This window comes from Streptomyces sp. NPDC006691 (assembly GCF_042869955.1).
Taxonomy (GTDB): Bacteria; Actinomycetota; Actinomycetes; order Streptomycetales; family Streptomycetaceae; genus Streptomyces.
This window is the reverse complement of the sequence record NZ_JBIAGW010000002.1, coordinates 98,530-121,347: the sequence shown is the minus strand read 5'-3', so window position 1 is coordinate 121,347 and position 22,818 is coordinate 98,530. Positions and strand designations below refer to the sequence as shown.

Genomic DNA, 22,818 nt, shown 5'->3' with positions numbered 1-22,818 from the left:
CTCCGGGCTCCCCCAACCACCCCGGTGCATGCTCCTCGTCCGCGCGAGCCCGCCCGCTTTCGGTGACGGCGCCGGCCACGCCACCCAGGTCTTCACCCGCTGCCCCAGCCTCAAGCCTGTGCTCGGCTCGCCGCGCGATCACCCGGCGAGCCGGCGCACAGTCGCGCCGGGTCGTGTCGTCGTCCGCCGAAGCGGCCGGACGGGACGCCTCGCCCCCCGAGAAGCAAAAGGGAACGATCGTTTGCGCTATGGGTGACCTCCTGCTACCGTCACCATGAAACGCAAACGTGCGTTTTCGTTTGACGTGGGGTCGGTGCCGCTCGTTCTCACCCGGCCGCCGCCCCGCCGGACGGCGAGGAGCGCATCATGCCGAAATCGCCAGCAGCCCACTCCCTTCCGTGTCGGACGGACGTTCTGATCTCCGGAGCGGGGCCCACAGGTCTGGTTCTGGCGGCGAGCCTGCGCCGACTGGGCGTGGACCACGTGCTGATCGACCGCGATGCCGGGATCCAGCCCGGATCCAAGGCAGCCGCGGTACAGCCGCGGACGCTGGAGTATCTGGACCGGATCGGAGTCGGTGCGGCCCTTGTCGAGCGCGGGAAGAAGGGGCGCGGATTCTGCCTGCGCGACCGGGACCGGACACTGCTGCGGGCCTGTTACGACCGTCTCGACACACCGCACCCCTACATGCTGCTGGCCTCCCAGCAGACCACCGAGGAAGTCCTGGCGCGGCGGCTCGTGGAGCTGGGCGGCGCCGTACACCGCGAGCACCGACTGCTGGGCTTCATCGCAGATTTCCCGGGCGTGACTGCGACGGTCGCTGGACCGGACGGCGCGGTGCATGCGCTGACCGCCCGGTATCTCGTCGGCTGCGACGGCATTTACAGCACGGTGCGAACGGCGGCCGGGGTCGCGTTCCCGGGGGATTCGCCGGAGCAGCTGTTCGCGCTCGCCGACGTCCGCCTCGCTCCCGGGCGGCAGACAACAACGTCCGACGATGCCGCGTTCTACCTGTCGGAGGCGGGGCTGCTGCTCATGTCCCCGCTCTCCGACGGACTGCACCGTCTGGTCGCACCCGTGGCGGCCGGCACGTCCGCACCCGGTGCGGACGACGTCGAGCGGCTGTTGGCCACGCGCGGCCCTGCCGGAAAGCGGCAGCGGGTGCTGGAGATCGTGGCGGCCTCCACCTACCGGGCCCAGGAGCGGGTGGCCGAGCAGTTCCGCGCCGGACCGGTGTTCCTGGCCGGGGATGCCGCCCATACGCACAGTCCGGCCGGCGCCCAGGGCATGAACACAGGGATGCAGGACGCCGGGAACCTGGCCTGGAAGCTGCACGCAGTCCTGTCCGGCGCTGCTCCCGAGACGCTCCTCGACAGCTATCACCGTGAGCGGCAGCCCGTGGCGGCCCAACTCGTCGCCTTGACAAGCCAGTTCGCCCGGATCGCGACCCTTGCCGACCCGGCGGCGAGCCGACGCCGCAACGCGCTCCTCGCGGCAGCGGCGGCCACCCCCGGCATCACCGACTGGCTGGCCGCCACCCTGGCCCAGCTGGACATCGCATACACCGACGAGCCCGACCTCGGCCATCCTCGCCCGGGCACGCGCGTCTCACCGCTCGCCGTCCCGCCCGACGGCCTCCGCTGGACCCTGGCTCTGCCGGGCGAACCGCGGCGCGGTATCACGGCGAGCAGGCGCGGAGAGCTGGCCGTCCGGTACATCCGGAACCTGCCGACCACGCTCCTCGTGCGCCCCGACGGACACCTGGCCGCTTCCGGCGTCCCCGGCGATCCGGCCACCGTCGCCGAACGCCTGGGCCAGTACCTGCCCCGGTAGGTCCTCCCGAACAGCGGCCCCGTTCAAGGAGACACGGACATGACTACTGCTCACGCCACTTCCCCCACCCTCATCCGCCAGGCAGCCGTCTTCGACGGAAGCCGGCTGCTGTCCGCACAGGACGTCCTCATCGACGGCCCGGTGATCGCCGCTGTCGGAACCCGCCTGGAGGCCCCTGACGGGGCGACGGTCCTGGACGGCGCCGGGCGCACCCTGCTGCCAGGTCTGATCGACGCGCACACCCACACCACCGACACCGCGCAGCTGCGCCAGGCGCTGCTGTTCGGGATCACGACCGAGCTCGATATGGGCGGCTCCGCCGAGACCGCCCGCCGGATGCGTGCCGCCGCCGACGAGCGGGACGATCTGGCCGATGTACGCGTCGCGACCACCGGCGCGACCGCCCCCGGCGGCCACCCCTGCCAGCTGGTCGAGCTCGGCATGATCGAACCGTTCCCCACGGTCGGCGGGCCCGACGAGGCCGACGCGTTCGTCGCGGCCCGGGTCGCCGAGGGCGCGGATCATCTGAAGATCTTCATCGAGGACGGCACCGCCATCGGCAAGCCGCTGCCCCTCATGTCCCCGCAGACGGTCACCGCCCTGATCCGGGCGGCGCACGAGCGGGGACTGCGGACCGTCGCCCACACCCTCACCCGCAGCGCGGCGCGTCAGGCCATCGACTGCGGCATCGACGGCCTGGCCCACGCCCCCGCCGACGGTCCGAGCGACCAGGCCCTGATCGAAGCAGCGGTGGCGGCCGGCGTGTTCATCGTGCCCACTCTCACCGCGCTCACCGGCATGACCGCCGTCCCTGCCGAGTACGAACTCTGCGACGATCCCAGGCTTCGCCCCTACGCAGACCCGCAGTGGCTGGCAGACCTGGACGAGATCCGCACCACCGACCCCGCCCGGCGAATCGGCCCCATCGGAGTGGAACCCCAGTACGCCGCCGACGCCGCCCTGCGGATGTTCCGCCTCGGCGTGCCCCTGCTCGCGGGCACCGACGGCACGGGCGGCCACGGTCATCCCACCACCCACGGCATCAGCTACCACGGCGAACTCGCCCTGCTCGTCGCGGCCGGACTCACCCCCGCCCAAGCCCTGACGGCCGCCACCTCCGCGCCCGCCGACGCGTTCGGCCTCTCCGACCGCGGGCGCATCGGACCGGGACTCCGGGCGGACCTGCTGCTCGTCGCCGGCGACCCCACCCGCGACATCACCGCTCTGCGCGCCATCACCGCCCTGTGGCGCACCGGCACCCTCGTCGAGCGCACTGCCCCTCTCGCAGAACAGACCAAGGACCGGACCCAGGAGTAGCCATGAACACCGGCAGCGCCTCGACGAACCCCGTGCCTCTGGGCATCCATCACCTCAAGCTGCCGGTCACCGACCTGGAGCGCAGCGCTCGTTGGTACGGCAGGGTGCTGGGCGCCCACCGCCTGACCGAGCTGGACCACCGCCGCCCCGACGGCACGCTCTTCGGCATCGTCCTCGACGTCCCCGGCCTGGGCACTCGCCTGGAGCTGCGCCTGGACCCGGCCACCGCCACCGCCCTTGCGGGCTACGACTTCCTCACCCTGGCCGTCAACGACCGGGCCGCCCTGGACCATTGGATCACCCACTTGGACACTCTCGACGTTCCACACTCCCCGCCGGTCGTCGCCCTGGTGGGCTGGCTCCTGGTCATCCCCGACCCCGACGGGCTGCGCCTGCGTCTCTACACCGTCGCGCCTCACGGCCTGGACGGCGCACATATCGAGTACGACTCACCCTGGCTCAGTACCGGCCCCGCCCCCGTCGGCAGGCATCACTGACCCCGACTGCCGCTCTCCACGGCCGGCACGGTTCCGGCCGCCCCCATGATCACGGGCGCGAAGCGCCGTCGAGCGCCGGGGCGAGGCAGGAGAGGCCACCGACCAGCTGGTCCGCGTCGACCGGCGTCACCAGGTGGCGGCCGACCAGGAGCCCGGGCATGAGTGTCATGAGGACGGTCGCGACCTGCTCCGGGTCCGCAGTGGAGGACAGAGTGCCTTCTTCACGCCAGCGACGGGCCAGTTCGGCGAGCTTGTCGCGCATGCCCAGATAGAAGGTCCGGGTGCGTCTTTCGAGTGCCGGGTTGCGCAGTGCCTCGCCCCAGGCCTGGATCGCGATCCGGGTCAGATCGTACGGCCGCCCCTCGCCCCGGTCGCGGGCTTCGGCGGCCATGGTCCGCAGGACCTCGGCGGGCGAAGGGGTGGGGCGGCGTTCGAGGAGGCGTTCGAGGAGTTCACCGACCAGTGTCAGGGCCTCGTCCGCTGCGGCGTCGATGAGGTCGTCCTTGCTGCGGAAGTAGCGGTAGACGGCACTGGAGGACATGCCGGTCGCGGCGATCACGTCATCCATCGACGTGGCGTGAAAGCCGTTGCGGGAGAAGCAACTCCAGGCACTGGTGAGGATGTGGCGCCGCCGCTCTTCGCGGCGCTCTTCGCTCAAGCGGGGCATGCGCCCACTCTAAACAAGAACGGTGGTTTCCGTTACCGGGGGGCGCCGAGTGGCTGCCGGTCCTCCCGGGGCCGCACCGAGCAGAGCAGCGCCAGGCGGTCGGCATCCGTGCTGCCGGGCTCGGCGGTGCCGACGAGGAGGCTCTGCCCGGGAGCGTCCTGCACCTCGAAGGTCTGGTACGTGAGTGTCATCCGGCCTGCAAGGGGGTGCTGGAAGGTCTTGTGCCGGCTGCCCAGCCGTCCGACGTCCTGACGTTCCCACAGGATCGTGAACGTCTCGCTCTCCGCGCGGAGTTCGGCGATCAGGGCCGCGAGGTGGGGGTCGTGGCGCTCGTGGCCGTAGGCGAGCCGCAGCGCGGCGACGGTGTCGCGCGCCACGCTCTCCCACTCCGCGAACAGCGTGCGTGCGGCGGGGTCGCGGAAGAGGGAGCGGACCATGTGGCGCGGGTCCGCCAGCGGTGACAGCAGCGCGGCGGCCGGCGCGTTCGAGGCGAGAACGTCCAGGCGGCGGTTGACGACGTAGGCGACCGCGGTCGGGAACGCGTCCATCAGCTGCCGCAGCTGGGGTGCCACGCGCTCCGCGCCGGGGGCGTCGTCGCGCGGCACCAGGCCGGCCAGGCGGTAGGCGTGCCAGCACGCGTCGGAGTCCAGGTTCAGGGCCCGGGCGAGGGCATCGATGACCTGGCCGGAGGGGTGCCGCTCGCGGCCCTGCTCCAGGCGGGCGTAATAGTCGGCGCTGACGCCGGCGAGGACGGCGACCTCCTCGCGCCGCAGTCCGCTGACCCGGCGGCTCGTGGAGCGGGGCAGCCCCGCGTCCTGCGGGCTGACTCGCGAACGGCGTGCCAGCAGGAAGGCGCCCAGTTCATTGCCGCTCATACCCGAAAGCCTACGCCGCCGGTTCCTGGGAGTGCGGCACCCAGGAAGAGCCCTCCTGCCACCTGCGCGGGATCGGGGCCATGCTGACGGAACCGGACGGTCCACCCATGAGGCCGTCGGCCTGACGAAGGAACGAGCATGACGTACCCGGCCGCCACGACTGCCCCGAAGACCGTCCTGATCACCGGGGCCAGCAGCGGCATCGGCGAAGCCACCGCCCGACGGCTGGCGGCAGCAGGCCATCAGGTGGTCCTGGGCGCGCGCCGAGTGGAGCGCCTGGCGGCCCTCGCCAAGGAGATCGAAGCCGATGGCGGCAGCGCCCTGCCGCACACCCTGGACGTGACGGATCCACTGGGCATGCGCTCGTTCGTCCAGGCCGCTCTCGACCATTACGGCCGGATCGACGTCCTGGTCAACAACGCCGGGGTCATGCCCCTGTCCCGCCTCGACGCACTGCGGACCGACGAGTGGGATCGCATGATCGACGTCAACCTGCGCGGAGTCCTGCACGGCATCGCCGCGGTGCTGCCCACCATGACCGCCCAGGGCGCCGGGCACATCGTGAACATCGCCTCCGTGTCCGGGCTGCGCGTGGACCCGACCGCCGCCGTGTACAGCGCCACCAAGCACGCGGTCCGCGCCCTGTCCGAGGGGCTGCGTCAAGAGAGCCGACACCTGCGGGTGACCGTGATCAGCCCCGGTCTGACCCACAGCGAACTGGCCGAGACCATCGCCGACCGGGACACCAAGGACGCGGTCGCGGGCCAGATGGCCATCGCGATCCCCGCAGCGGCGATCGGCGAGGCGGTCCACTACGCGATCACCCAGCCCGCCGAGGTCGACGTCAACGAACTCGTTGTCCGCCCGACCGCCCAAGGCTGAACCGCACGCCTTCCGGCGAAGAAAGGCAGCCGTCATGGTGACCGAAGACCAGGTGCGCACCTGGGTCGAGGGGTATCTGAGAGCCTGGACCAGCAGCAGCGAGAAGGACATCGCCGCGCTGTTCACCCCGCAGGCCGAGTACCACGAGTGGCCCTACGAAACGGACTGGATCGGCCGCGACGCCATCGTCGAAGGCTGGCAGAGCCGCACCCCCTGGCAGGAAGGCGGCTGGACATTCGACTGGTCCCTCCTGACCCTCAACGGCGACACCGCGGCCATCGCATGCACCGGCCGCTACAAGGAACTCGGCACCTTCGCCAACCTGTGGACCGTCACGTTCGACAAGAACGCCCGTTGCACCATGTTCCGCATGTGGAACAACGAGATCTGACCCGCGAGACGCCCCACCTCCGCGGATTCCCCCTCCGGTCCGGCGCCGAAGTGCCGGGCCCTCCTCGTGCCTCGGGCCAGGCTCGGCGTTCGGGAGCGAAGGGGTGTTTCCCCCGTGGGGACGTCCAGCACACCGTGCGACCGCGGTCAAGAGCGCAGTGGCACCCCTGTCCGCTTGCTCAGGACCAGTGCTGCCGCGCCTCGCAGTCGGCATACGCATAGGAACCGTGCGGGTAGCGGTCACACGGGTCGGGGGACGGCGCGGCGGTCAGCGCCGCGGTGATGAGAGCGACGGCGGCGAGAAGGCGCAGCATGGAGATCCCGTCGGTAGGTGGTTGCTTGGTGGCCTGCCCGGGAGCTGACTGGCCTCCCGGTGTGCGGAGGAGTCCGACGGCCGTGCGCACATGGGCTGTCGTCGCCATGACGGGCCCTACGGTGCGCACAGCCGGTTCAGATCGTTGACGTCCCCCCGGAGTGCCTGGGTGCCCGGACCATTCCAGGGGTGTCGGTTGAGGAAATCCTGCGCGGCGTTGCGCACGCCCTGCCAGTCCGTCGCGCCGGTCGGGGCGCCCGCACTCTGGAGATCGGCCCGTGTGTTGCGGACGGCCTCGCCGCAACTGCCGGCCCTCAGACCGGCGAAGGAGGGGTCCGCCGCGACGGCGACGGGACCGACCATGGTGCTGAGTGCCACCGCGCTCACGATGGCGGCGAGTGCCGCCCTCCGGAACTGCATACGCTGCACCTCTCTCGCGAACCCGCCGACTGCGGGCCATGCACCCCAGCCCTTCCACGGCGGGCCGGCGCCTACTCACCCACGTCGCGAGGAAACGATCAGGCATCATCCGGACTGGCTATGTCCCGTCTTCTCCGGCGGGCGAACGCCTGGTGGAGCCATCAGCCGGCTGCCCCGGGGCCCACGACCGTGCGATTCGGCCGGCCAGACCGAGACCCCACCGACCTACAGGCCTCGGTCCGTCCCATGCGGCAGCGCCCTGGCGCGCGGCTTCTCCCAGGTCGGTTCTGGTCCTCAGCAGCGATACGGCGGACGGCGTCGTCCAGCAGATCCGGGCCCATCTCCTGGTCCATCACGCGTTGCGGGAACCGATGCCGAGAACGGCAGCCACCCGCCAACTCGCGCCGGACTGGATCTCATTCCCGTGGACGTCGAGCGGCCCCCAACCACCAGACCCGAAGCGACGACAGTGGTCCTAGTCGTGTTCGGCCCGGAAGATGGGCCATCCGATCTCGGTGGTCCATTGAGAGGGGTCGGAGCTGTTGTGGGCGGCGCGCACGTAGTACTCGCGCAGTGGGCCGGCGACGCTGATCTCGTGTCGGACGGTGTGGGCGCCGAGTTCACCGTAGGTGAGGTCGACGTCGGCCAGTGGGCCGTGGTGGGTGATGACCGCGAGTTCGGCCGCCGGGACGAGCAACGGCTCGACCCGGCCAATGGGGCGCACGGGCCCCTCTGCCGGGACGAAGACCGTGGCCTGGCCATGGTCGTCCTGGAAGATCTCGCTCGCGTACAAGCCACCCGGGGGACCAGTCGGGTCCAGGCCCAGGGCCTGGACCGCGGCGTGCAGTTCCCCCAATGCGCCCTGCCACCACGGCAGCAGGTCCCCGCGGTCCACGGCCGCGGTAATGCCCACGGCCGGGCAGGGCGGCACTGTGCGGTACTCGATGGAGGCGGCCGCCGGGCGTTGCACCAGGTTGCGCACGGATTCGACCGCAGTGCGGGTCCGGGCCAGCTCCGTTTCCAGGCGGTCCAGGTGCCTGACGATCACCTCGCCGCGGGCCGTCGCGTCCGAAGTGGCCAGGACGGCCTTGACATCGGCGATGGGCATGTCCAGGTCCCGAAGGCGGCGGATGACCTGCGCGGTGGGGACCTGGTCGAGCGCGTAGTAGCGGTAGCCGGTCTCGGGGTCGACCTGGTCGGGGTTCAGCAGGCCGACCTGGTGGTAGTGACGCAGCGTCTTGACGCTCAGGTGCGTCACCCGCGAGAAGTCACCGACTGTCAGTGTCTGCTTCATCGCGCCAGTATCGACCCTCCCCCTGCGGGAGGGTCGACCGTCAGATCCGGTGTTGAACCTCCCGCAGCCGGAGCGCCGAGTGTGGTGACCAGGCCGCCGAGGCGGTGGCCGTGAACCCCGCACCAGGGAGGTCCCCTCATGTCCGGTACCGCGCTGCTTCCGGTCCTCGCCGAGCACGTCCGCGCCGTCAACGCCTTCGATGAGGACGCGATCGTTGCCACGTTTGCCGAGGACGCCTTCGTCAACGATGTGCGCCGTGAGTTTCGCGGGGCCGCGGCCATCCGCCGCTGGGTCGCCAAGGAGATCGTCGGCGACAAGATCACCCTGGAGGTGACCGAGGTCGTGGACCACTACGGCGACCAGATCGTGCGCGCCCGCTACGACGGCGAGTACGACAAGACCAACCTGCACGGCGAGCTGCTCCTGACCAACTACTTCACGGTCTGCGACGACAAGATCACCTCACTGATCGTCGTCCGTAACGAACCTGCCTACTGAACCCGGACCGGGCGCCCGGGTGGCGCTCCGCGAACGCAAGGACGTGCCACCCGGGGATCAACCGCCGACCGGAAGGTGGCCCGGTCGTTTCACCGCATGACCCACCAGAACAGTGTCGATGCTGGTGATGGGCAGGGATGCGAGGTCGCGGGTGATGAAGCGGTGGAGGTCCTCCAGATCGTGCAGCCATACGGCGACGCTGAGGTTGGACGGCCCGGTGAGGGCAAGGACGCCGTGCACCGCCGGGTGGGCCGCCAGAGCGCGCCCGGCGGTGTCCAGGTGTCCGGGAGGGATCTGGAGGTAGAGGTTGGCGTCGACGTCCAGCCCCAGTCCGCGGGGGTCCAGGGCCACGTGGGTGACCAGGGCGCGGTCGCGCAGCAGGGCACTCAGGCGCCGACGGACGGTGGACTGCGGGTGCCCGGTGCGCGCGGCCAAGGAGGCGGCGGTGACTCGTGCGTCGGCCAGGAGCGCGTCCGCCAGTTCCTGGTCCAGCGGGTCCAGTTCGGCCGGCGGTCGGCTGGGCTGCGATGGCGGGGTGAGCGCCCTGCGCTCGTCCTCGGTCAGGGCATCCAGCCGCCAGTCGGTGGCGTCCGCGTAGACGTGCAGGACCGTCTGGGCGATGACGGAGGTGATGGCCTTGGTGGCGGGCAGCTGCCGGAACACCAGGCGGCTGCGGTGCCCCTCGGCCAGCAGCACGGCGGTGATCTCGTCCCCGCCTGCGGACATGTCGATGAACGGGATGTCGGGGCGAGCCGCCAGGGCAGCGGTGATGGTGTCGAGCTTGCCGCGCAGCACCTTGATGCGCAGCAGCATCGCGGTGGAGTCGCCACCGCGCGGGCGCACAGCGACCACCCGGACCGTGCCGCTGCCCAGCAGTGCCGCCAGGCGCCGATGGACGAGACGCACGTTCAACCCCAGGACGCGTGCCGCACGCTCCGTGCTCAGCCGACCGTCGCACTGCAGAGCGGCGATCAGCCGCCGATCGAGGGGGTCCAGGGCAGTTTTCTCCATCACGGGCTTCATATCAGCACGTTTCGCTTACCGGGTCACCCTGACCGGTCGATCATGCGCGGACATTCGTCATGGTGGGGACATCAGCACTCGCGTTCGGAGATCCCCGTGACACCTTCCGCACTTCTGCCCCCGATGATCCAGGCCGCCCGCACGGTCGGCGCCTGGCTGGACAGCCAGGAACGCCCGCAGCCGGCCCGCACCCTGGCCGAGTTCAAAACCGCCTTCGACGCCGTCGACACCCCGGCCGCGGCCCTGCTCCACGAGCACCTCGACCCGCTTCGGCCCGGCGTCCCCTGGTCGGGGAACCTGTATTCCCAGCCGCTGCCCGCCGGGGAAGTATGGGTGGTGGACGTGATGGACGGCGCAGTGCAGTACCTCCAGGGACTGCCGCAGTGGTGCGTCAGCCTCACTTTGGTGGAGGACCGGGAACCAGTGGCCGCGGTGCTGCACAGCCCCGCACTGGAGGAAACCTACGCGGCGGCGCGCGGCCACGGCGCCTACCGCGACGGGGTGCCGGTCCGCCCCTCGGGCAAGCAGGATCTGGCCCTGACCCTGCTCGCTACCAGCCAGCCCCCGTTCGCCGCCACCCAGCCCCAGGCGGTGCAGGCCGCCGGGCGCTCCTTGAGCGTGCTCCTGCCGCGGGTCGGCGCAGTCCGCAACCTGGGACCCACCTCGTGGCAGATCGCCGACACGGCCGCGGGGCGCATCGATGCGTTCTGGCAGGCCGGCCACGACGACGAGAACCTCCTCGGCGCCGCCCTGATCGCCCGAGAAGCCGGCGCCCATGTCACTGATGCCGCAGGCAGGGCCTGGCAGGCGGGGGCGGACAGTTTCCTGGCCGCCCCCGCCACCCTGCACCAACACCTACTCGCCCTGCTCGCCGAGCTCTCATGAGACCCATCGGCCCACGCGGCAGGCGCCCTCCCTCCGTCGCAGGTCCGAAGCGCCCTGAACGCCCCCCCGGAGCGCCCGGATGGGCATGTGGACGGGCTTCGGCAAGAATGTCGTAGCCGGAGATGCTGTCGGGGTGCGGGCCGACCGGTCCTCACCGAGACTCTGCGGCGGCGGCGGTTCAACGGGCTGGTCGACCGGCAGAGGCACCCCGGCGTGTCACCAGGAATCGAGTACCGACTCACCGAACTCGAAGCACACCAAGGCCAGTTCGCCGGGGAGCCGGTGGAGGCTCCGGAACGGCGAGTTCAGCGCCGTCCGCGTTCATCCCATTTGCCGCGGTGTCACCCCGATCGAAGAGGTGGCATCAAGGGGCGGCGTGAGCGGATGGAGGGCACAGGCCCGTCAGTACTTTCCCAGCCCGCACCGGTTGATCGCAGTGACTGGAATCCGATGACGGACAATCGGCTAGACGGGGGTGCGGCCAGTGGTGGATCAGAAGAGCACTCCTGGGGCTGAAGGGCCGGGGAACCGTGCAGGATGACGACGCCCCGGCGCCAGGGCCGACCGGGCCCAGCCACATCGGTGACGTGTAGGACCTTGCGGCGCACCGGTCTCTCGGGCTGGGGCGCCCGGCCGGTACCGGCGCGGACTCGCGGGCAGCCGGCACCCGGGCCTCCCTACTCGCCCTGCCCGCCGTGCGGGCCGTCGGCGCGGCCGGGCAGCGCACGCCGAGCGGTGGCGGCGCCCCTGGGCGGGACTGCGGGATCCCGCTGGTCGGCTTGTGCGGAGATGGGGTGACGTGCGGCTTCAGCCTTTGCCCCACTCCGCGTCCTAGTGGATCGATCTCCCGAACGTGGCCCTTCCTGGCCTACAACTGTGAGTCCGGGCACGGGCTTTGGCGATCACGATCTTGCGCCGTCCCCTGTCGCGATCGCCCGAACTGTGCGGGCGGCCCTTTCCTCGGTGTCCGAGAGAGCCGCGCCGGCCATGCCGAACAATCCTTGCCGCAGGAACACGGCCAGGCCGTGTGCGGCGGCCGCGATCCGGAGCAGCAGGTCGAATGCGGCGTCCGGGGCTGGGGCGAGTTGTCGGGCTACCGGCAGCAGGAGGCCGGCTACTCGGTCGCCTGCTGAGGCCAGTTCGGCGTGCCTGGATTTGTCGAGTCCCGCGTTGAAGGTGACGTCGAACAGAGCGGGTTCCTCTGCGGCGAATCTGACGTATGCCGCCGCGAAGGACGCCAGTTGTTCGGCGGGGTCGTCACTGGCATTGATGGCCGTGGCGAAGCGATGGTGCTGTTCGCGGTACCCCTGTGTGGCCAGTTCCGCCAGTAGTGCGTCCCGGTCGGCGAAGTGCTTGTACGGCGCCGCGACGCTCACCCCGGCCCGACGGCTCGCCTCGGCCAGGGTGAAGCCGTGCGGACCGCGCTCGCCGACCAGCTCCAGGGACGCCCTCAGGAGGGAGTTGCGCAGGTCGCCGTGATGGTGACCGACGGGGCGTCGTTTGGTTGGAGGGGTCACGTCCCATAGGTTAACATCGATTACCAGGTAAATACCATTAACCAAGGAGTGGTCATGTCCGTCGCTCGCATTCACCACATCAGCCTCTCGGTTGCGGACCTTGCCGCGCAGGAAGCCTGGTACGCCGATGCGTTCGGTCTCACGCAGGTGGAAGAGCGCCTGGAGCTACCGGAAGCGGGAGTCCGTACCGTCGTGGTGAGTGACGCGGCGGGCCTGCGGGTGGAGTTCGTCGAACGGTCCGGTTCGCGCCCCGTCTCGCACACTGATGCTTTTGCTGCCACCGCCGTGCAGACCTTCACTCACCTTGCGCTTCAAGTCCCGTATCTCGACGACGCGTTCGCCCGGCTGACGCGGGACTGCGGGGCTGCTGCGGTCTCCCGACCCGCGCCCGGCGCCAGTGAAGGCATGCGCTACGCGTATGTCGCCGACCCGGAGGGCAATCTGCTGGAGCTGATCGAGACGACCTGAGTGGTGCGGGTCGGGCCGGCGCGGCGTGGTGGTGCTCAAGCAGTGGGGTGAGCGTCGCACCTGCGGGTGAAGCCTTCTCCGCCGGCGAACTATGCCCCGCGCACCGGCGTCGACATGAGCGTGAACCCGATCGACGAACAGCACATCAAAGAGCCTGGCCTGGTGGTCCTTGACATCACCGGCAAAGACGAGGACACAGTTCGAGCCGTCCTCGTCGCCCTGTCAGAGCGCTGGGCGACCTCCGGCATCGTCCCTGTTCCCCAGGATCCCGGCGAACCCGGAGTCAAAGCCCGGATCTACGCTGACATCCTGCGCCCAGGACGCGAGGATCCGTAGACAACCCACTGCTCCGTAGACAACCCGCTGGATGCGCCGAATGTGACTGCACAAGTAGGTGCCCAGCCCGTTGCGTAAGCGATCCGCCGGCTTCGGGTGTGGTCGAACCAGCCCTGGCTGTCGACGTCGATCCGGAAAGGCGAAGGCGGCGGTCAGGCACGCGGCGAGCGCCGCTCACCTGCGACGGGGGATCCACAAGCAGCGGGATCAGAACCGTTTCACGGGATCAGAACCGTTTCAGGTGCCGCTGCTCGACCGTACTCATGTTCTTTCACCCCTCCGCGGAGGGGTGAAAGAACATGAGTACGGTGTCGGCCTGGGTGATCTCAAGGACGTGCCGCACCTGGTCCTGGAGCGGGCCGACGATGGCCAGCTGCCGCTCCTGACCGATGCGCAGCAGGGCGTTGAGTCCCATCGAGTCCATGAAGGTGACCTGGGTGAGGTCCAGGACCAGGCGTTCGCCGGGCGGCGCTGCGACCGCCTGCATGTACAGGGCTTCAGACGTCGCCATGTCGAGCTCACCCGACCACCGCAGCACTCGTTCGTCGCACGTCGCAGGTTCGGCTCGGGGGTCTAGCTCGTCGCTTGCCATCCGACAACTATCGCGGGCCGCTGAGTACTGCGTCCACCCGCCCCCTGGATGTCCGGACTCCGCGACGGGCTCGCCACAGCTCCACGACCAGGAGGAGACGCGTCGGGAGGGGTGTGCTTATGTTTTGGGGTAAGAGGGGTGGGGCGCATCAGCGCGTCGGGCAGAAGGCGGATATATGGACCTGCCTGGGCAGGACGAGGGACACGAGTCGCTCGCGGACCGTGTGCTCGCTGTCTCCGCCGCGTTCGAGGGCAGTGAGGAGATCGCCGAGGCCCGTGATCTGGCCCGCGATTTCCTCACTACGGTGCAGGCCGAGCACGGCCTGCCGGTGTCGGCGCGGGCGATGGGCATGGTCCAGCTCGCGGTGAGCGAGCTGGTGACCAACGCCCGCAAATACGCACCCGGACCCTGCCTGCTGACACTGCAAGTCCAGGACGGAGCCGTCCAGATAGCGGTGTGGGACAGCAGCACCACGCTGCCGCTGGTACTGCCCGCCGACCCGGCCCGCATCGGGCAGCACGGACTGGAGATCGTGATGGCTCTCAGCCACACCTTCACCATTCAGCGAGAGCCGGTCGGCAAGCGCATCACCGTATCCGTCATGCTCGCCGACGACCCCGGCGGAGACCCCGCCGGCCGCCAGGCCCTGTAACCGCCACGCGCAGCATGCGGATTCGAGGTTACCGCGGGCACCGAGGCGTCTCAGCTCCCGTTCGCCCGGCTACGCCCCGGCCTGGTCAGACAGTGCGGCGCATGCCGACCGACGCCGGGACTGCCTGTCGGGGGTGCTGCGCTCCCGTTCGGGCCGGTCAGTGCCAGGTGGAGTCCTGGAGGCTGAACTTGCCGGGGGCGGCGCCCGCTACGAGGCGCAGGTAGCTGTCCTGGACGACCGGGCTGGGCTGTCGTGCCGAGACGGCCGACAGCGGGGAGCGTATTCAAGTGGTCACGTGCACCAACACGAACACGACCCGGTGGGAGAAGAGCGCCTTCCTGCGGTGGGGCGTCCCCGCCACCATGACCCCTTCGCGGACCGGCAACGACATCACGCTGGGCAACGGCGAGATGGCCTTCGAGGCGGCAGTCGGCTGAGGCGCTGCGCAGGACTGCGTGACGCCCCGGATGACCGCCCGAGCCGACATCAACGATTAGGGGCCCAACGGAGCAACAGGTCCTGTGGCCAGCGGGGCGAAGATGGCACCGGACTGGCACAGCTACGCGTTGTCCGAGATGCGGCCGTGGCTTCGGGGCGTACGCGTCCGTCGTGTTACCGGTTGCCCCAGTCACTCATCGTTCGTTGATGTGCTGATCCCTGGCCGCCTGGTAGACGCGGGCCTTGTCTTGAGCTCGCGCCTCCAGGCGCACCCCTCCGTCGATCCGCTGCCCGTCGGGCGTCCGCCGCTGCCACAGCTCCACCAGGTCCCGGAGGTCGTCGGCGGCCTCCGGGTGCTCGGCCAGCAGCGCGGCGAACCGCCCGATCCACTGGCCCTCCAGCCGTCCGGCCGGGTCGGAGCCGTCGGCGGCGCCGAGCGCGGTGGCCCGTGACGCGTCGAGCTCCCGCTCGACCTCTTCGGCGGCCTGCGGACGGAAGCGGCGCCAGACGGTCACCACTCCGTCCCGTGTCTGCTGCCATCCCTCGCCCACGAGCAGCGTCACCAAGGACGTGCTGGCGGTTCCGGCCAGTGTGAGCAGATAGGGATCCATCGAAGCCCCCGAGGTTCCGATCCATGGGGAGGCGTGCGCTCTCCCGGCCCAACAGGTATCTCACCGTATCTCAACCCCCTTTCCCCGTTTGGGTGTTGGCAGCAGTCCGCGGCCCGGCCGGCCAACGCCCCGAAGGCCGTGACCGGGCCGACCGGGCGTTGGCCGACTTCGCGGGTCAGGTGCCCGGCCGGGCCGTTGCCGGGTCCCTCGGCAGGGGCGCCGGTAGCGTGGCCCCATGGATGAGGTCGGTGTCAACGGTTCGCACCCCTCCGCCCGCGACCGCGACTTCCCCGCGTTCCACGCGGCGCGCTGCGGGGGGCTCGGTGAGCTGGACGGGCAGTTGATCGAGTGCAGGGCCTGTCCTCGACTGGTCGCCTGGCGTGAGGAAGTCGCCGCGACGAAGCGGGCGGCCTTCCGGGACTGGGAGTACTGGGGCAGGCCGGTGCCGGGGTTCGGGCCGCACGATGCCCCACTGGCGGTGGTCGGGCTTGCGCCGGCCGCTCACGGCGGCAACCGGACGGGCCGTATGTTCACCGGCGACGCATCGGGGGACTTCCTCTTCTCGGCCCTGCACGCGGTCGGCCTCGCCTCCCGGCCCACCGCCACCGCGGCCGACGACGGCCTTGAGCTGTACGGGGTGCGGGTGACCTCCCCCGTCCACTGCGCGCCTCCCGCGAACAAGCCGACACCCGCCGAGCGGGACACGTGCCGAGCGTGGTTGACCACCGAGATCACGCTGCTCAACCCTCGCGCCATCGTCGTTCTGGGGGCCTTCGGCTGGCAGGCGCTCCTACCGGTCCTCGCCGACGCGGGCTGGCAACTACCGCGCCCGCGACCGCGGTTCACGCACGGCGCCGTGGTGACGCTACGACGTGCGGAGTCGGCGAAAGCAGTCCGGAGCGAGGCCGACGACGCCCGGGCCACGGACGGCGAACTCCGTCTGCTCGGCTGCTACCACCCCAGCCAGCGCAATACGTTCACCGGACGCCTCACTGCCCCCATGCTGAGAAAACTCCTGCAACAGGCTGCCGATTACGCCGGGTTGAGGACTCATGACGGCAACGTGCCTGACACCGGCGGGAGTTCGGCACAGGCCTGACCGCTCACGGCGCTGCTCCGCACCGCATCCACCGCATCCACCCCGTCCAGAACGTGATCGGCATCGCGCGTCGGGGCGTCAGGGCGTCGGGGCGTTGGCCGAGCTCTCCCCCGGCAAGCCCGGCCCGGAGACGGAGTCGCGATCATGTCAGCATGGGGGCGCACACACACGGACACACCGGGCCATCGGGGAGGGGCGCCACCACAATCCCCGCCACCCAGTACCCAGCTCCCGGCACCCCGTACCCATACCCGTCCCCCGTCCCCAGCCCCCAACCCCCAACCCCCAACCCCCGAGATCGTGGAGGTGGTCCCGTGACCGCTCCGAGGCAGGACCCCTTGCGCGACCCTCGCTTCTTCACCGACCCCTACCCCACCTACGACCGGCTGCGCGAAGGCTGTCCCGTCCAGCGGATCCCCACCAGGTCCGGCGGCGACGAGGCGTATCTGATCACCGGTCACCCCGAGGCACGTGAGGCGTTCACCGATCCCCGCCTGTCCAAGGACACCGCCCGCTTCTTCGCCGACCGGCCCTCCGACCGGGACCTGCATCCGGCGATCTCCCGCAACATGCTGGCGAGCGACCCTCCCGCGCACACCCGCCACCGGCGGGTGGCGACGCCCCTGTTCACCGCCGGACGCGTCCGGGAACTGCGTCCCTACATCACCCGGGTCGTCGACGGTCTCATGAGCGCCTGGCGGCCGGGTACGGAAGTCGACCTGGTGGCCGAGCTGGCGGTGCCGCTGCCGGTCACCGTCGTCTGCGAGCTGTTGGGCGTCCCGGAATCCGACCGCGGCACGCTGGCCGGCTGGTCGCACGACCTCTTCGACGCGACCGACACCGAACGCGTCGACGCCGCGTCGCACCGGATCGGCGACCATCTGACCCACCTCGTCGACACGGCCCGCGCCACCCCCGGCGACGGCCCGCTCCACTCACTTCTGCGCGACTGCGACGCGGGCGGGCTCGACCGGGACGAGATCGTCTCCCTCGCGGTCCTGCTCCTGGTCGCCGGGCACGAGACCACCACCCACTTCATCGGCAACGCCGTCCTGGCCCTGCTCCGGCACCCGGAGGCGTTCGACCGCCTCCGCCGGGACCCGGATCTGATCCCCGGCGCCCTGGACGAACTGCTCCGCTTCGACTCCCCGGTGAGCGTGGCCACGTTCCGTCACAGCACGGAGGACCTGCGCGTCGGCGGGGTCGACATCCCGGCCGGCTTCCCGGTGCTCATCGCGCCCGGGGCCGCGAACCGCGACCCGGCGGCGTTCCCCGATCCGGGCCGTCTCGACCTCGACCGCGACGCGCGCGGCCACCTCGCCTTCGGCCACGGCATCCACCGCTGTCCGGGTGCTCCGCTGGCCCGGGCGGAGGCGGAGACCGCTCTGCGCGCCCTGGTGACCCGCTTCCCCGGCACGCGGCTGGCCGTTCCCGCGGAGTCCCTGGTATGGCGCCGGACCCGTCTCACCCGCGGCCTGACCGCGCTGCCCCTCGCCCTCGCCTGACCGGCCGACCCCCACCGGCCTACCCCCACCGGCCTCCCCCCACCGGCCGTCGCGACCCCCCGGGCCCCGGCCGTCGCCCGCACTGACCGTCGCCGCCCACCTGGCGCTCCGGCCGTCGCTCCCCGCGGGACGGCGGCACGCGCGCCGGGGTCCGCCACGGACACCACCGACTACTCGGCGGTGTGGGTGGGGTAGACCTGCACGTCGGTGTAGGCGCCCTTGATGCTGCCCGCGCCCGACGGCCAGTTCAGCGTCACGGTGTGGGTCTCGTTCGGGGGCGTCACCAGAATGTTGGTCGGGTGCGCGAGGCTCTTGCCGCTGTTGTCGATGACATAGGAGAGGTTGAAGATCGCGGCAGCGCCGGGCTTCAGGGTGGTTATGCGCGGCTCGGCGTGGCCGCGCTCGATGGGGTTCGAGGTGTGGTCGGCGTCCTTGATGTCCACGCCCGCGAAGCCGGTCGCCGAGCAGGTGGTCGATCCCCGGTTCATCATGACGATGTCGATCGTGCCGGTGGACTTGTCGGGGGCGGCGTTCCTGGCGTCGATGGCCAGGTCCTGCGTCTTGCAGAACGCGATCTTGCCGCTGCCCGACGCCCCGCCGTTGCCGCTCCCGGCCGATGCCTTGGAGCCTCCGCCGCCGCTCGACGTCGCGGTGCCGCTGTTCGAGCCGGTGGAGCCGGAACTGCCCTGCGAGGCCGAGCCACCGCCCGTGGACGAACCCGAGGACGAACCCGACGCGGACGACGGGGCCTTGGTGGCCGGGTCCTGTGCCGAGCCGTCGTCACCGTTGCACGCGGTGAGCGAGAGGGTGGCGGCAACACCGATGGCGGTGAGAGCGGTGATGCGGGTGTGCTTCATGGGGTTCCCCCAGGAGTAGCGCGGTGTGTGCGGTCGGATTTCATTTGTATCCCGCATCGAGTTACGGGCAGTCCCCCACCACGTCTTCGTTCTGTCACAGGCGCCATCACTCATGCGCGGTCAAGTCCCTTGACAGGTCGGTTACTTGAGCGGTGTCGTGCACCGCCTCTCGACCGGGACGCGGGGCGTGTGGACACGCTGTCCAGTTCTCGCCTTGGGCTCCCGCCCGGACCGTCCGCTCATTAGTGTCGAGTTCCGTCGATCACGGATCGCACGGGAATCCCCGGGCTCGGACATGCACACCGCATTCCACCGTCCGACGGCGATGACCGTCACCGCCTTCCGCCGATTCGCGAAGCCCATCGATTCAGCCGGGTGATCGAAATTCCCCACCCGGCCATTTGCCCGCTCACCTCACCCAAGGAATCCCATGACTGGCGTGCCGCCGGTGCCGTACGGTCCCCGCACTCCTCGACCCACTGCCCGCCCCGCCGCAACCAGAGGGTCAACCACCCTGTGCACGTTGCCCGTTGGGACGTGGGTGTCGCGGACCCGGCGCGGCTGGACCGCCTGATGCGGCGCGACTCCGGGAATCTGCGCGAGTTCACGCCGATCTACCATCCCGCCGGATTCGACTCGGAGTTGCGCAGCGCGCTTGAGGACGTACAGGCGCGGCGCTGGCGGGCGACGAGGGAACTGCTCGCCCATACCGGAGACGACTGGGCGGTGCGGACGTCGCGCACGCAGGTCCTGGCCGCCGCGGCGGCCCGCTCCGATGTCATGGAGGCGTGGCTCGCCGAGGAGCCCCACAGCGCGGACGCCCTGGTGATGCAGGCCCGGGTCTCGGTCGAGCGGAGCCTCCAGGCTCACCGCGGCAACCATGCGGGAGCGGCGGAACTGGCCCAACAGGCCCAGCACGCATGCGACTTGGCCATCAAGGGATCGTCTCCCACCGATCCGGTTCCCTGGGTCGCCCTCTTGGCCCTCGCCCAGGTGGACGTCCATCTGGAATACCCGTGGAACTGGCGCGCCCCGTGGGAACCGATGCTGCCGGCGGGTCCCTGGGGTCTGCTGCGCGCGGTGCACGAGCGGGACTGGGGCAACCGTGAGGCCTACCACCGGATGCACCAGTTCCTCTACGCCTGCCCCCACACCACCAACGCGGACGCCCTCGGGTTCGCCCAGTGGGTCACCTCCTGGGCGCCGGAGGACTCCCCGCTCCGCCTCCTTCCGCTGTACGCGTGGGTGGAGAACTACCGCCGGCACCGCGAAGACGGCACCGCGGATCCCTTGTCGCACGGCCAGTGGGCCAGGGAACCCGTGATCTGGGACGTTCAGCGTGCCTTCCAGGGCTGGCCCCACACCGGACCGGTCACCTCGGTCGGTGATCTCAACTACCTGGCGCACGCGCTGTGGGCGGGCCGTCAGTACACGGAGGCGGCACAGGTGTTCCGTGCCCTGGGCCAGTACGCGACCCGGTTGCCCTGGGCGTTCGTCACCGAGGACCCCACCAACGCGGGACTCGCCGTCCGCGAGTTCGTACGGGCGCGCTCCGAATGCCTCAGCCCCGCCCGCTCCCGCCCGGTGGGCGGCGCCGCCCACCGGGCCCGTCCACGTCCCGCCTGACTCCCCGACTCTCCTCAGGAGGAATGTCCGTGTCCTTTGCCAACCGACCGCTACGAGGACCGCAGCGCGACGACGACCGGCTGCGCGACCTCGGGTACAAACCGGTCCTGACCCGCCGGATGAGCGGCTTCGGGAACGCCGCGATCTCCTTCTCCGTCATCTCCGTCCTGTCCGGCTGCATGACCATGTACGGATTCGGCCTGGCGACCGGCGGCCCCTCGGTGATGCTGTGGGGCTGGGTGATCGTCGGGTTCATGGTGCTGTTCGTCGGTGCCGGCCTCGCCGAGGTCACCAGTTCCTACCCGACCTCCGGCGCGCTGTACTTCATGGCGGACAAGCTCGGCGGCAAGAAGGCCGGCTGGTACACCGGCTGGCTCAACCTCCTGGGGCTGCTCGGTGCCATCGCGGGCATCGACTACGGTGCCGCCGCCTTCACCGGGGCGTTCTTGAACCTTCAGTTCGGGTTCACGCCCACCCCGCAGAAGACCATCGTGATCTTCCTCGTGATCCTGGCCCTGCACGCCGTCCTGAACCTGTTCGGCGTCCGCCTGGTCTCCGTGCTGAACTCGGTCTCGGTGTGGTGGCACCTCGCGGGTGTGGCCGTCATCGTCACCGCCCTGAGCGTCGTGCCGTCCCACCACCAGTCCGCCCACTTCGTGTTCACGACGTTCGTCAACGACACCGGCTGGTCCGCCGACTGGTACGTGGTACTGATCGGGCTGCTGCTCGCGCAGTACACGTTCAGCGGCTACGACGCCTCCGCCCACCTGTCGGAGGAGACCACCAACGCCTCCGTCTCGGCACCGCGCGGCATCATGCGCGCCATCACCTGGTCGTGGGCCGCGGGCTTCGTGCTGCTGATCGGTCTGACCTTCGCGATCCGCGACTACGCGGGCGTGCAGGGCACCTCGACGGGGGTCCCGCCGGCCCAGATCTTCCTCGACGCCCTGGGTCCGGCGGGCGCCAAGTCGCTGCTCCTGGTCGTGATCGTCGCCCAGCTCTTCTGCGGCAACGCCGAGGTCGCCGCCTGCTCGCGGATGGTGTTCGCGTTCTCCCGTGACGGCGCGCTGCCCGGATCGCACCTGTGGCGCAAGGTCGACCCGGGCACCGGCACCCCCCGGGCCGCGGTGTGGCTGTCGGTCACGGTCGCCGCCCTGCTCGCGCTGCCGTCGCTCTACAGTCCCACCGCGTACAACGCGGTCGTCGCGATCAACGTCATCGGGATCACACCCGCCTACGCGATCCCCATCTACCTGCGCATCCGCAACCGCGGCCACTTCTCCCCCGGCCCGTGGAACCTGGGCCGCTGGGGTGTCCCGATCGGTGTGGTCGCGGTGACCTGGGTCGCCTTCGTGACGATCCTGTTCTGCCTGCCCCAGACCCGGCCCGACACGGGCGCGTGGGTCTCCGTGGACACCTTCAACTACGCCCCGATCGCCCTGGTCGCCGTGCTCGCGCTGGCCACCGTGTGGTGGCGGATCGCCGGGCGTGACTACGAGGTGCCGGCCGTGGCCGCCGACACCGAGATGGCCAAGATCCAGGACGGGGTCGTCTGATGTCCGCCCCGCCCCTTGGACCGCCCGGCCGGACCGCTCGGCGTCCATCCCCCGGGGCTCCAGCCGGGGGCCCGCCCCCGGCGGACCGGAGCCGGCTGGAACCGCGCCCGGCGCACGCTCCTGACAGGGGCGTTCGCCGCGCACCACCGCCCGGGACGGCCGCCCGCCGCGAGCGGCCTGCCGCAGGGACCGGCATGCCGTGCTCGCCGTAGTCGACTGACCGTCAGACTCCTTTACGAAGCGGCCGATTGGCTTCGGCGTATCAGCTCCGCACCGCCCTGGAACCTGGTACTGACGTCCAGGTGCTCCAGCAGATCCGCGACACGGCGACTGTAGGTGCGCGGCGAGATGCCGAGCCTTCGGCTGGCCGTTTCATCCGTCTGCCCGGACAACAGGGCGTCGACGATGGGCAGCAAATGGCTCGGCAGGTCCGGTGGAGCGCAGTGCGCGGCACTCCGTCGTGCCGGGGCCGCGGCGGTTGCCGGTAATTCCCGGGCCGCCGGCACCTGGTACCGCTCCCCTGAGCGTGGAACTCCTGGACGGCGGCGGCTCATGCCCGTACCCACGCCCGCGCCCATACCCGCACCTGCGCCTGTGCCTGCGCTCGGTCCCGGGCCGGCATTCGTGCCGGCACTCGTGCCCAGAAAGGTGATCCTGACGAGATCCG

At 70.6% G+C, this 22,818-nt stretch carries 25 protein-coding genes; 15 read left to right on the top strand and 10 right to left on the bottom strand.

Annotated elements, in window-relative coordinates; all coding sequences use genetic code 11:
• Nucleotides 1-366: 366 nt before the first annotated feature.
• From ACFYNP_RS04090 to ACFYNP_RS04080, 3 genes are read left to right on the top strand one after another with little or no spacing between them, the layout of a single operon-like run.
• Complete coding sequence (locus ACFYNP_RS04090; protein WP_388782427.1) at nucleotides 367-1,833, top strand: FAD-dependent monooxygenase; 1,467 nt, start codon at nucleotides 367-369, stop codon at nucleotides 1,831-1,833.
• A gap of 39 nt (nucleotides 1,834-1,872) precedes the next feature.
• The gene (locus ACFYNP_RS04085; protein WP_388782424.1) at nucleotides 1,873-3,150 is read left to right on the top strand and encodes an amidohydrolase family protein; all 1,278 of its coding nucleotides are present in this window, start codon (nucleotides 1,873-1,875) and stop codon (nucleotides 3,148-3,150) included.
• Nucleotides 3,151-3,152: 2 nt separating this feature from the next.
• Nucleotides 3,153-3,647 carry a VOC family protein gene (locus ACFYNP_RS04080; RefSeq protein ID WP_388782422.1) on the top strand — a complete coding sequence of 165 codons (495 nt, stop codon included), beginning with the start codon at nucleotides 3,153-3,155 and terminating at the stop codon, nucleotides 3,645-3,647.
• Between the two features lie 49 nt (nucleotides 3,648-3,696).
• On the opposite strand, the gene ACFYNP_RS04075 is transcribed toward ACFYNP_RS04080, so the two are convergent.
• On the bottom strand, nucleotides 3,697-4,314 hold the full coding sequence (locus tag ACFYNP_RS04075) for a TetR/AcrR family transcriptional regulator (RefSeq protein WP_388782419.1): 618 nt from the start codon (nucleotides 4,312-4,314) through the stop codon (nucleotides 3,697-3,699).
• Between the two features lie 32 nt (nucleotides 4,315-4,346).
• A complete protein-coding gene (locus ACFYNP_RS04070; protein ID WP_388403530.1) occupies nucleotides 4,347-5,189 on the bottom strand; it encodes a helix-turn-helix domain-containing protein in 843 nt (280 codons plus the stop codon).
• A 138-nt stretch (nucleotides 5,190-5,327) separates the two neighbouring features.
• On the opposite strand from ACFYNP_RS04070, the gene ACFYNP_RS04065 reads away from it, so the two are divergent.
• On the top strand, nucleotides 5,328-6,071 hold the full coding sequence (locus tag ACFYNP_RS04065; protein ID WP_388782416.1) for an SDR family oxidoreductase: 744 nt from the start codon (nucleotides 5,328-5,330) through the stop codon (nucleotides 6,069-6,071).
• A 34-nt stretch (nucleotides 6,072-6,105) separates the two neighbouring features.
• The gene (locus ACFYNP_RS04060; RefSeq protein ID WP_388782413.1) at nucleotides 6,106-6,462 is read left to right on the top strand and encodes a nuclear transport factor 2 family protein; all 357 of its coding nucleotides are present in this window, start codon (nucleotides 6,106-6,108) and stop codon (nucleotides 6,460-6,462) included.
• A gap of 178 nt (nucleotides 6,463-6,640) precedes the next feature.
• Here the strand turns inward: ACFYNP_RS04060 and ACFYNP_RS04055 are convergent, their stop codons facing one another.
• The 3 genes from ACFYNP_RS04055 to ACFYNP_RS04045 all read right to left on the bottom strand — a co-directional run bounded on the left by ACFYNP_RS04055 (nucleotide 6,641) and on the right by ACFYNP_RS04045 (nucleotide 8,488).
• Nucleotides 6,641-6,883, bottom strand: coding sequence for a hypothetical protein (locus ACFYNP_RS04055; protein ID WP_388782410.1), 243 nt, complete (start codon nucleotides 6,881-6,883; stop codon nucleotides 6,641-6,643).
• 8 nt (nucleotides 6,884-6,891) lie between these two features.
• On the bottom strand, nucleotides 6,892-7,194 hold the full coding sequence (locus ACFYNP_RS04050; RefSeq protein WP_388403519.1) for a hypothetical protein: 303 nt from the start codon (nucleotides 7,192-7,194) through the stop codon (nucleotides 6,892-6,894).
• Between the two features lie 475 nt (nucleotides 7,195-7,669).
• Nucleotides 7,670-8,488 carry a MerR family transcriptional regulator gene (locus tag ACFYNP_RS04045; protein ID WP_388782407.1) on the bottom strand — a complete coding sequence of 273 codons (819 nt, stop codon included), beginning with the start codon at nucleotides 8,486-8,488 and terminating at the stop codon, nucleotides 7,670-7,672.
• Nucleotides 8,489-8,626: 138 nt separating this feature from the next.
• Between ACFYNP_RS04045 and ACFYNP_RS04040 the strand changes: the two genes are divergently transcribed.
• Nucleotides 8,627-8,986: a nuclear transport factor 2 family protein gene (locus tag ACFYNP_RS04040; protein ID WP_388782404.1), complete on the top strand. Its 360-nt coding sequence runs from the start codon at nucleotides 8,627-8,629 to the stop codon at nucleotides 8,984-8,986.
• A gap of 57 nt (nucleotides 8,987-9,043) precedes the next feature.
• Here the strand turns inward: ACFYNP_RS04040 and ACFYNP_RS04035 are convergent, their stop codons facing one another.
• The gene (locus ACFYNP_RS04035) at nucleotides 9,044-9,997 is read right to left on the bottom strand and encodes an Lrp/AsnC family transcriptional regulator (protein WP_388782401.1); all 954 of its coding nucleotides are present in this window, start codon (nucleotides 9,995-9,997) and stop codon (nucleotides 9,044-9,046) included.
• 108 nt (nucleotides 9,998-10,105) lie between these two features.
• On the opposite strand from ACFYNP_RS04035, the gene ACFYNP_RS04030 reads away from it, so the two are divergent.
• Nucleotides 10,106-10,894, top strand: a complete 789-nt coding sequence (locus ACFYNP_RS04030; RefSeq protein WP_388403508.1) for an inositol monophosphatase family protein — start codon at nucleotides 10,106-10,108, stop codon at nucleotides 10,892-10,894.
• 902 nt (nucleotides 10,895-11,796) lie between these two features.
• Here ACFYNP_RS04030 and ACFYNP_RS04025 read toward each other — a convergent pair.
• On the bottom strand, nucleotides 11,797-12,411 hold the full coding sequence (locus ACFYNP_RS04025) for a TetR/AcrR family transcriptional regulator (protein ID WP_388782398.1): 615 nt from the start codon (nucleotides 12,409-12,411) through the stop codon (nucleotides 11,797-11,799).
• A gap of 54 nt (nucleotides 12,412-12,465) precedes the next feature.
• On the opposite strand from ACFYNP_RS04025, the gene ACFYNP_RS04020 reads away from it, so the two are divergent.
• Nucleotides 12,466-12,879, top strand: a complete 414-nt coding sequence (locus tag ACFYNP_RS04020; RefSeq protein WP_388782395.1) for a VOC family protein — start codon at nucleotides 12,466-12,468, stop codon at nucleotides 12,877-12,879.
• 114 nt (nucleotides 12,880-12,993) lie between these two features.
• Nucleotides 12,994-13,215: a DUF6207 family protein gene (locus ACFYNP_RS04015; protein WP_388403499.1), complete on the top strand. Its 222-nt coding sequence runs from the start codon at nucleotides 12,994-12,996 to the stop codon at nucleotides 13,213-13,215.
• Nucleotides 13,216-13,486: 271 nt separating this feature from the next.
• Here the strand turns inward: ACFYNP_RS04015 and ACFYNP_RS04010 are convergent, their stop codons facing one another.
• Complete coding sequence (locus tag ACFYNP_RS04010) at nucleotides 13,487-13,807, bottom strand: STAS domain-containing protein (RefSeq protein ID WP_388782392.1); 321 nt, start codon at nucleotides 13,805-13,807, stop codon at nucleotides 13,487-13,489.
• Between the two features lie 175 nt (nucleotides 13,808-13,982).
• On the opposite strand from ACFYNP_RS04010, the gene ACFYNP_RS04005 reads away from it, so the two are divergent.
• The gene (locus ACFYNP_RS04005; protein WP_388403494.1) at nucleotides 13,983-14,459 is read left to right on the top strand and encodes an ATP-binding protein; all 477 of its coding nucleotides are present in this window, start codon (nucleotides 13,983-13,985) and stop codon (nucleotides 14,457-14,459) included.
• A gap of 287 nt (nucleotides 14,460-14,746) precedes the next feature.
• Nucleotides 14,747-14,896, top strand: a complete 150-nt coding sequence (locus ACFYNP_RS04000; RefSeq protein ID WP_388782388.1) for a hypothetical protein — start codon at nucleotides 14,747-14,749, stop codon at nucleotides 14,894-14,896.
• A gap of 195 nt (nucleotides 14,897-15,091) precedes the next feature.
• On the opposite strand, the gene ACFYNP_RS03995 is transcribed toward ACFYNP_RS04000, so the two are convergent.
• Entirely contained in the window at nucleotides 15,092-15,508 is a 417-nt protein-coding gene (locus ACFYNP_RS03995) for a hypothetical protein (RefSeq protein ID WP_388782385.1), read from the bottom strand.
• A 235-nt stretch (nucleotides 15,509-15,743) separates the two neighbouring features.
• On the opposite strand from ACFYNP_RS03995, the gene ACFYNP_RS03990 reads away from it, so the two are divergent.
• Nucleotides 15,744-16,607, top strand: coding sequence for a uracil-DNA glycosylase (locus tag ACFYNP_RS03990; RefSeq protein WP_388782382.1), 864 nt, complete (start codon nucleotides 15,744-15,746; stop codon nucleotides 16,605-16,607).
• A gap of 314 nt (nucleotides 16,608-16,921) precedes the next feature.
• Complete coding sequence (locus ACFYNP_RS03985) at nucleotides 16,922-18,112, top strand: cytochrome P450 (protein ID WP_388782380.1); 1,191 nt, start codon at nucleotides 16,922-16,924, stop codon at nucleotides 18,110-18,112.
• Nucleotides 18,113-18,282: 170 nt separating this feature from the next.
• Here the strand turns inward: ACFYNP_RS03985 and ACFYNP_RS03980 are convergent, their stop codons facing one another.
• On the bottom strand, nucleotides 18,283-18,969 hold the full coding sequence (locus ACFYNP_RS03980; RefSeq protein WP_388782377.1) for a DUF4232 domain-containing protein: 687 nt from the start codon (nucleotides 18,967-18,969) through the stop codon (nucleotides 18,283-18,285).
• 516 nt (nucleotides 18,970-19,485) lie between these two features.
• Here ACFYNP_RS03980 and ACFYNP_RS03975 point away from each other — a divergent pair.
• On the top strand, nucleotides 19,486-20,595 hold the full coding sequence (locus ACFYNP_RS03975; protein WP_388403478.1) for a hypothetical protein: 1,110 nt from the start codon (nucleotides 19,486-19,488) through the stop codon (nucleotides 20,593-20,595).
• Nucleotides 20,596-20,618: 23 nt separating this feature from the next.
• Nucleotides 20,619-22,151 (top strand): amino acid permease, encoded by a 1,533-nt coding sequence (locus ACFYNP_RS03970; RefSeq protein ID WP_388782374.1) that lies wholly within the window; start codon nucleotides 20,619-20,621, stop codon nucleotides 22,149-22,151.
• Nucleotides 22,152-22,818: the final 667 nt, after the last annotated feature.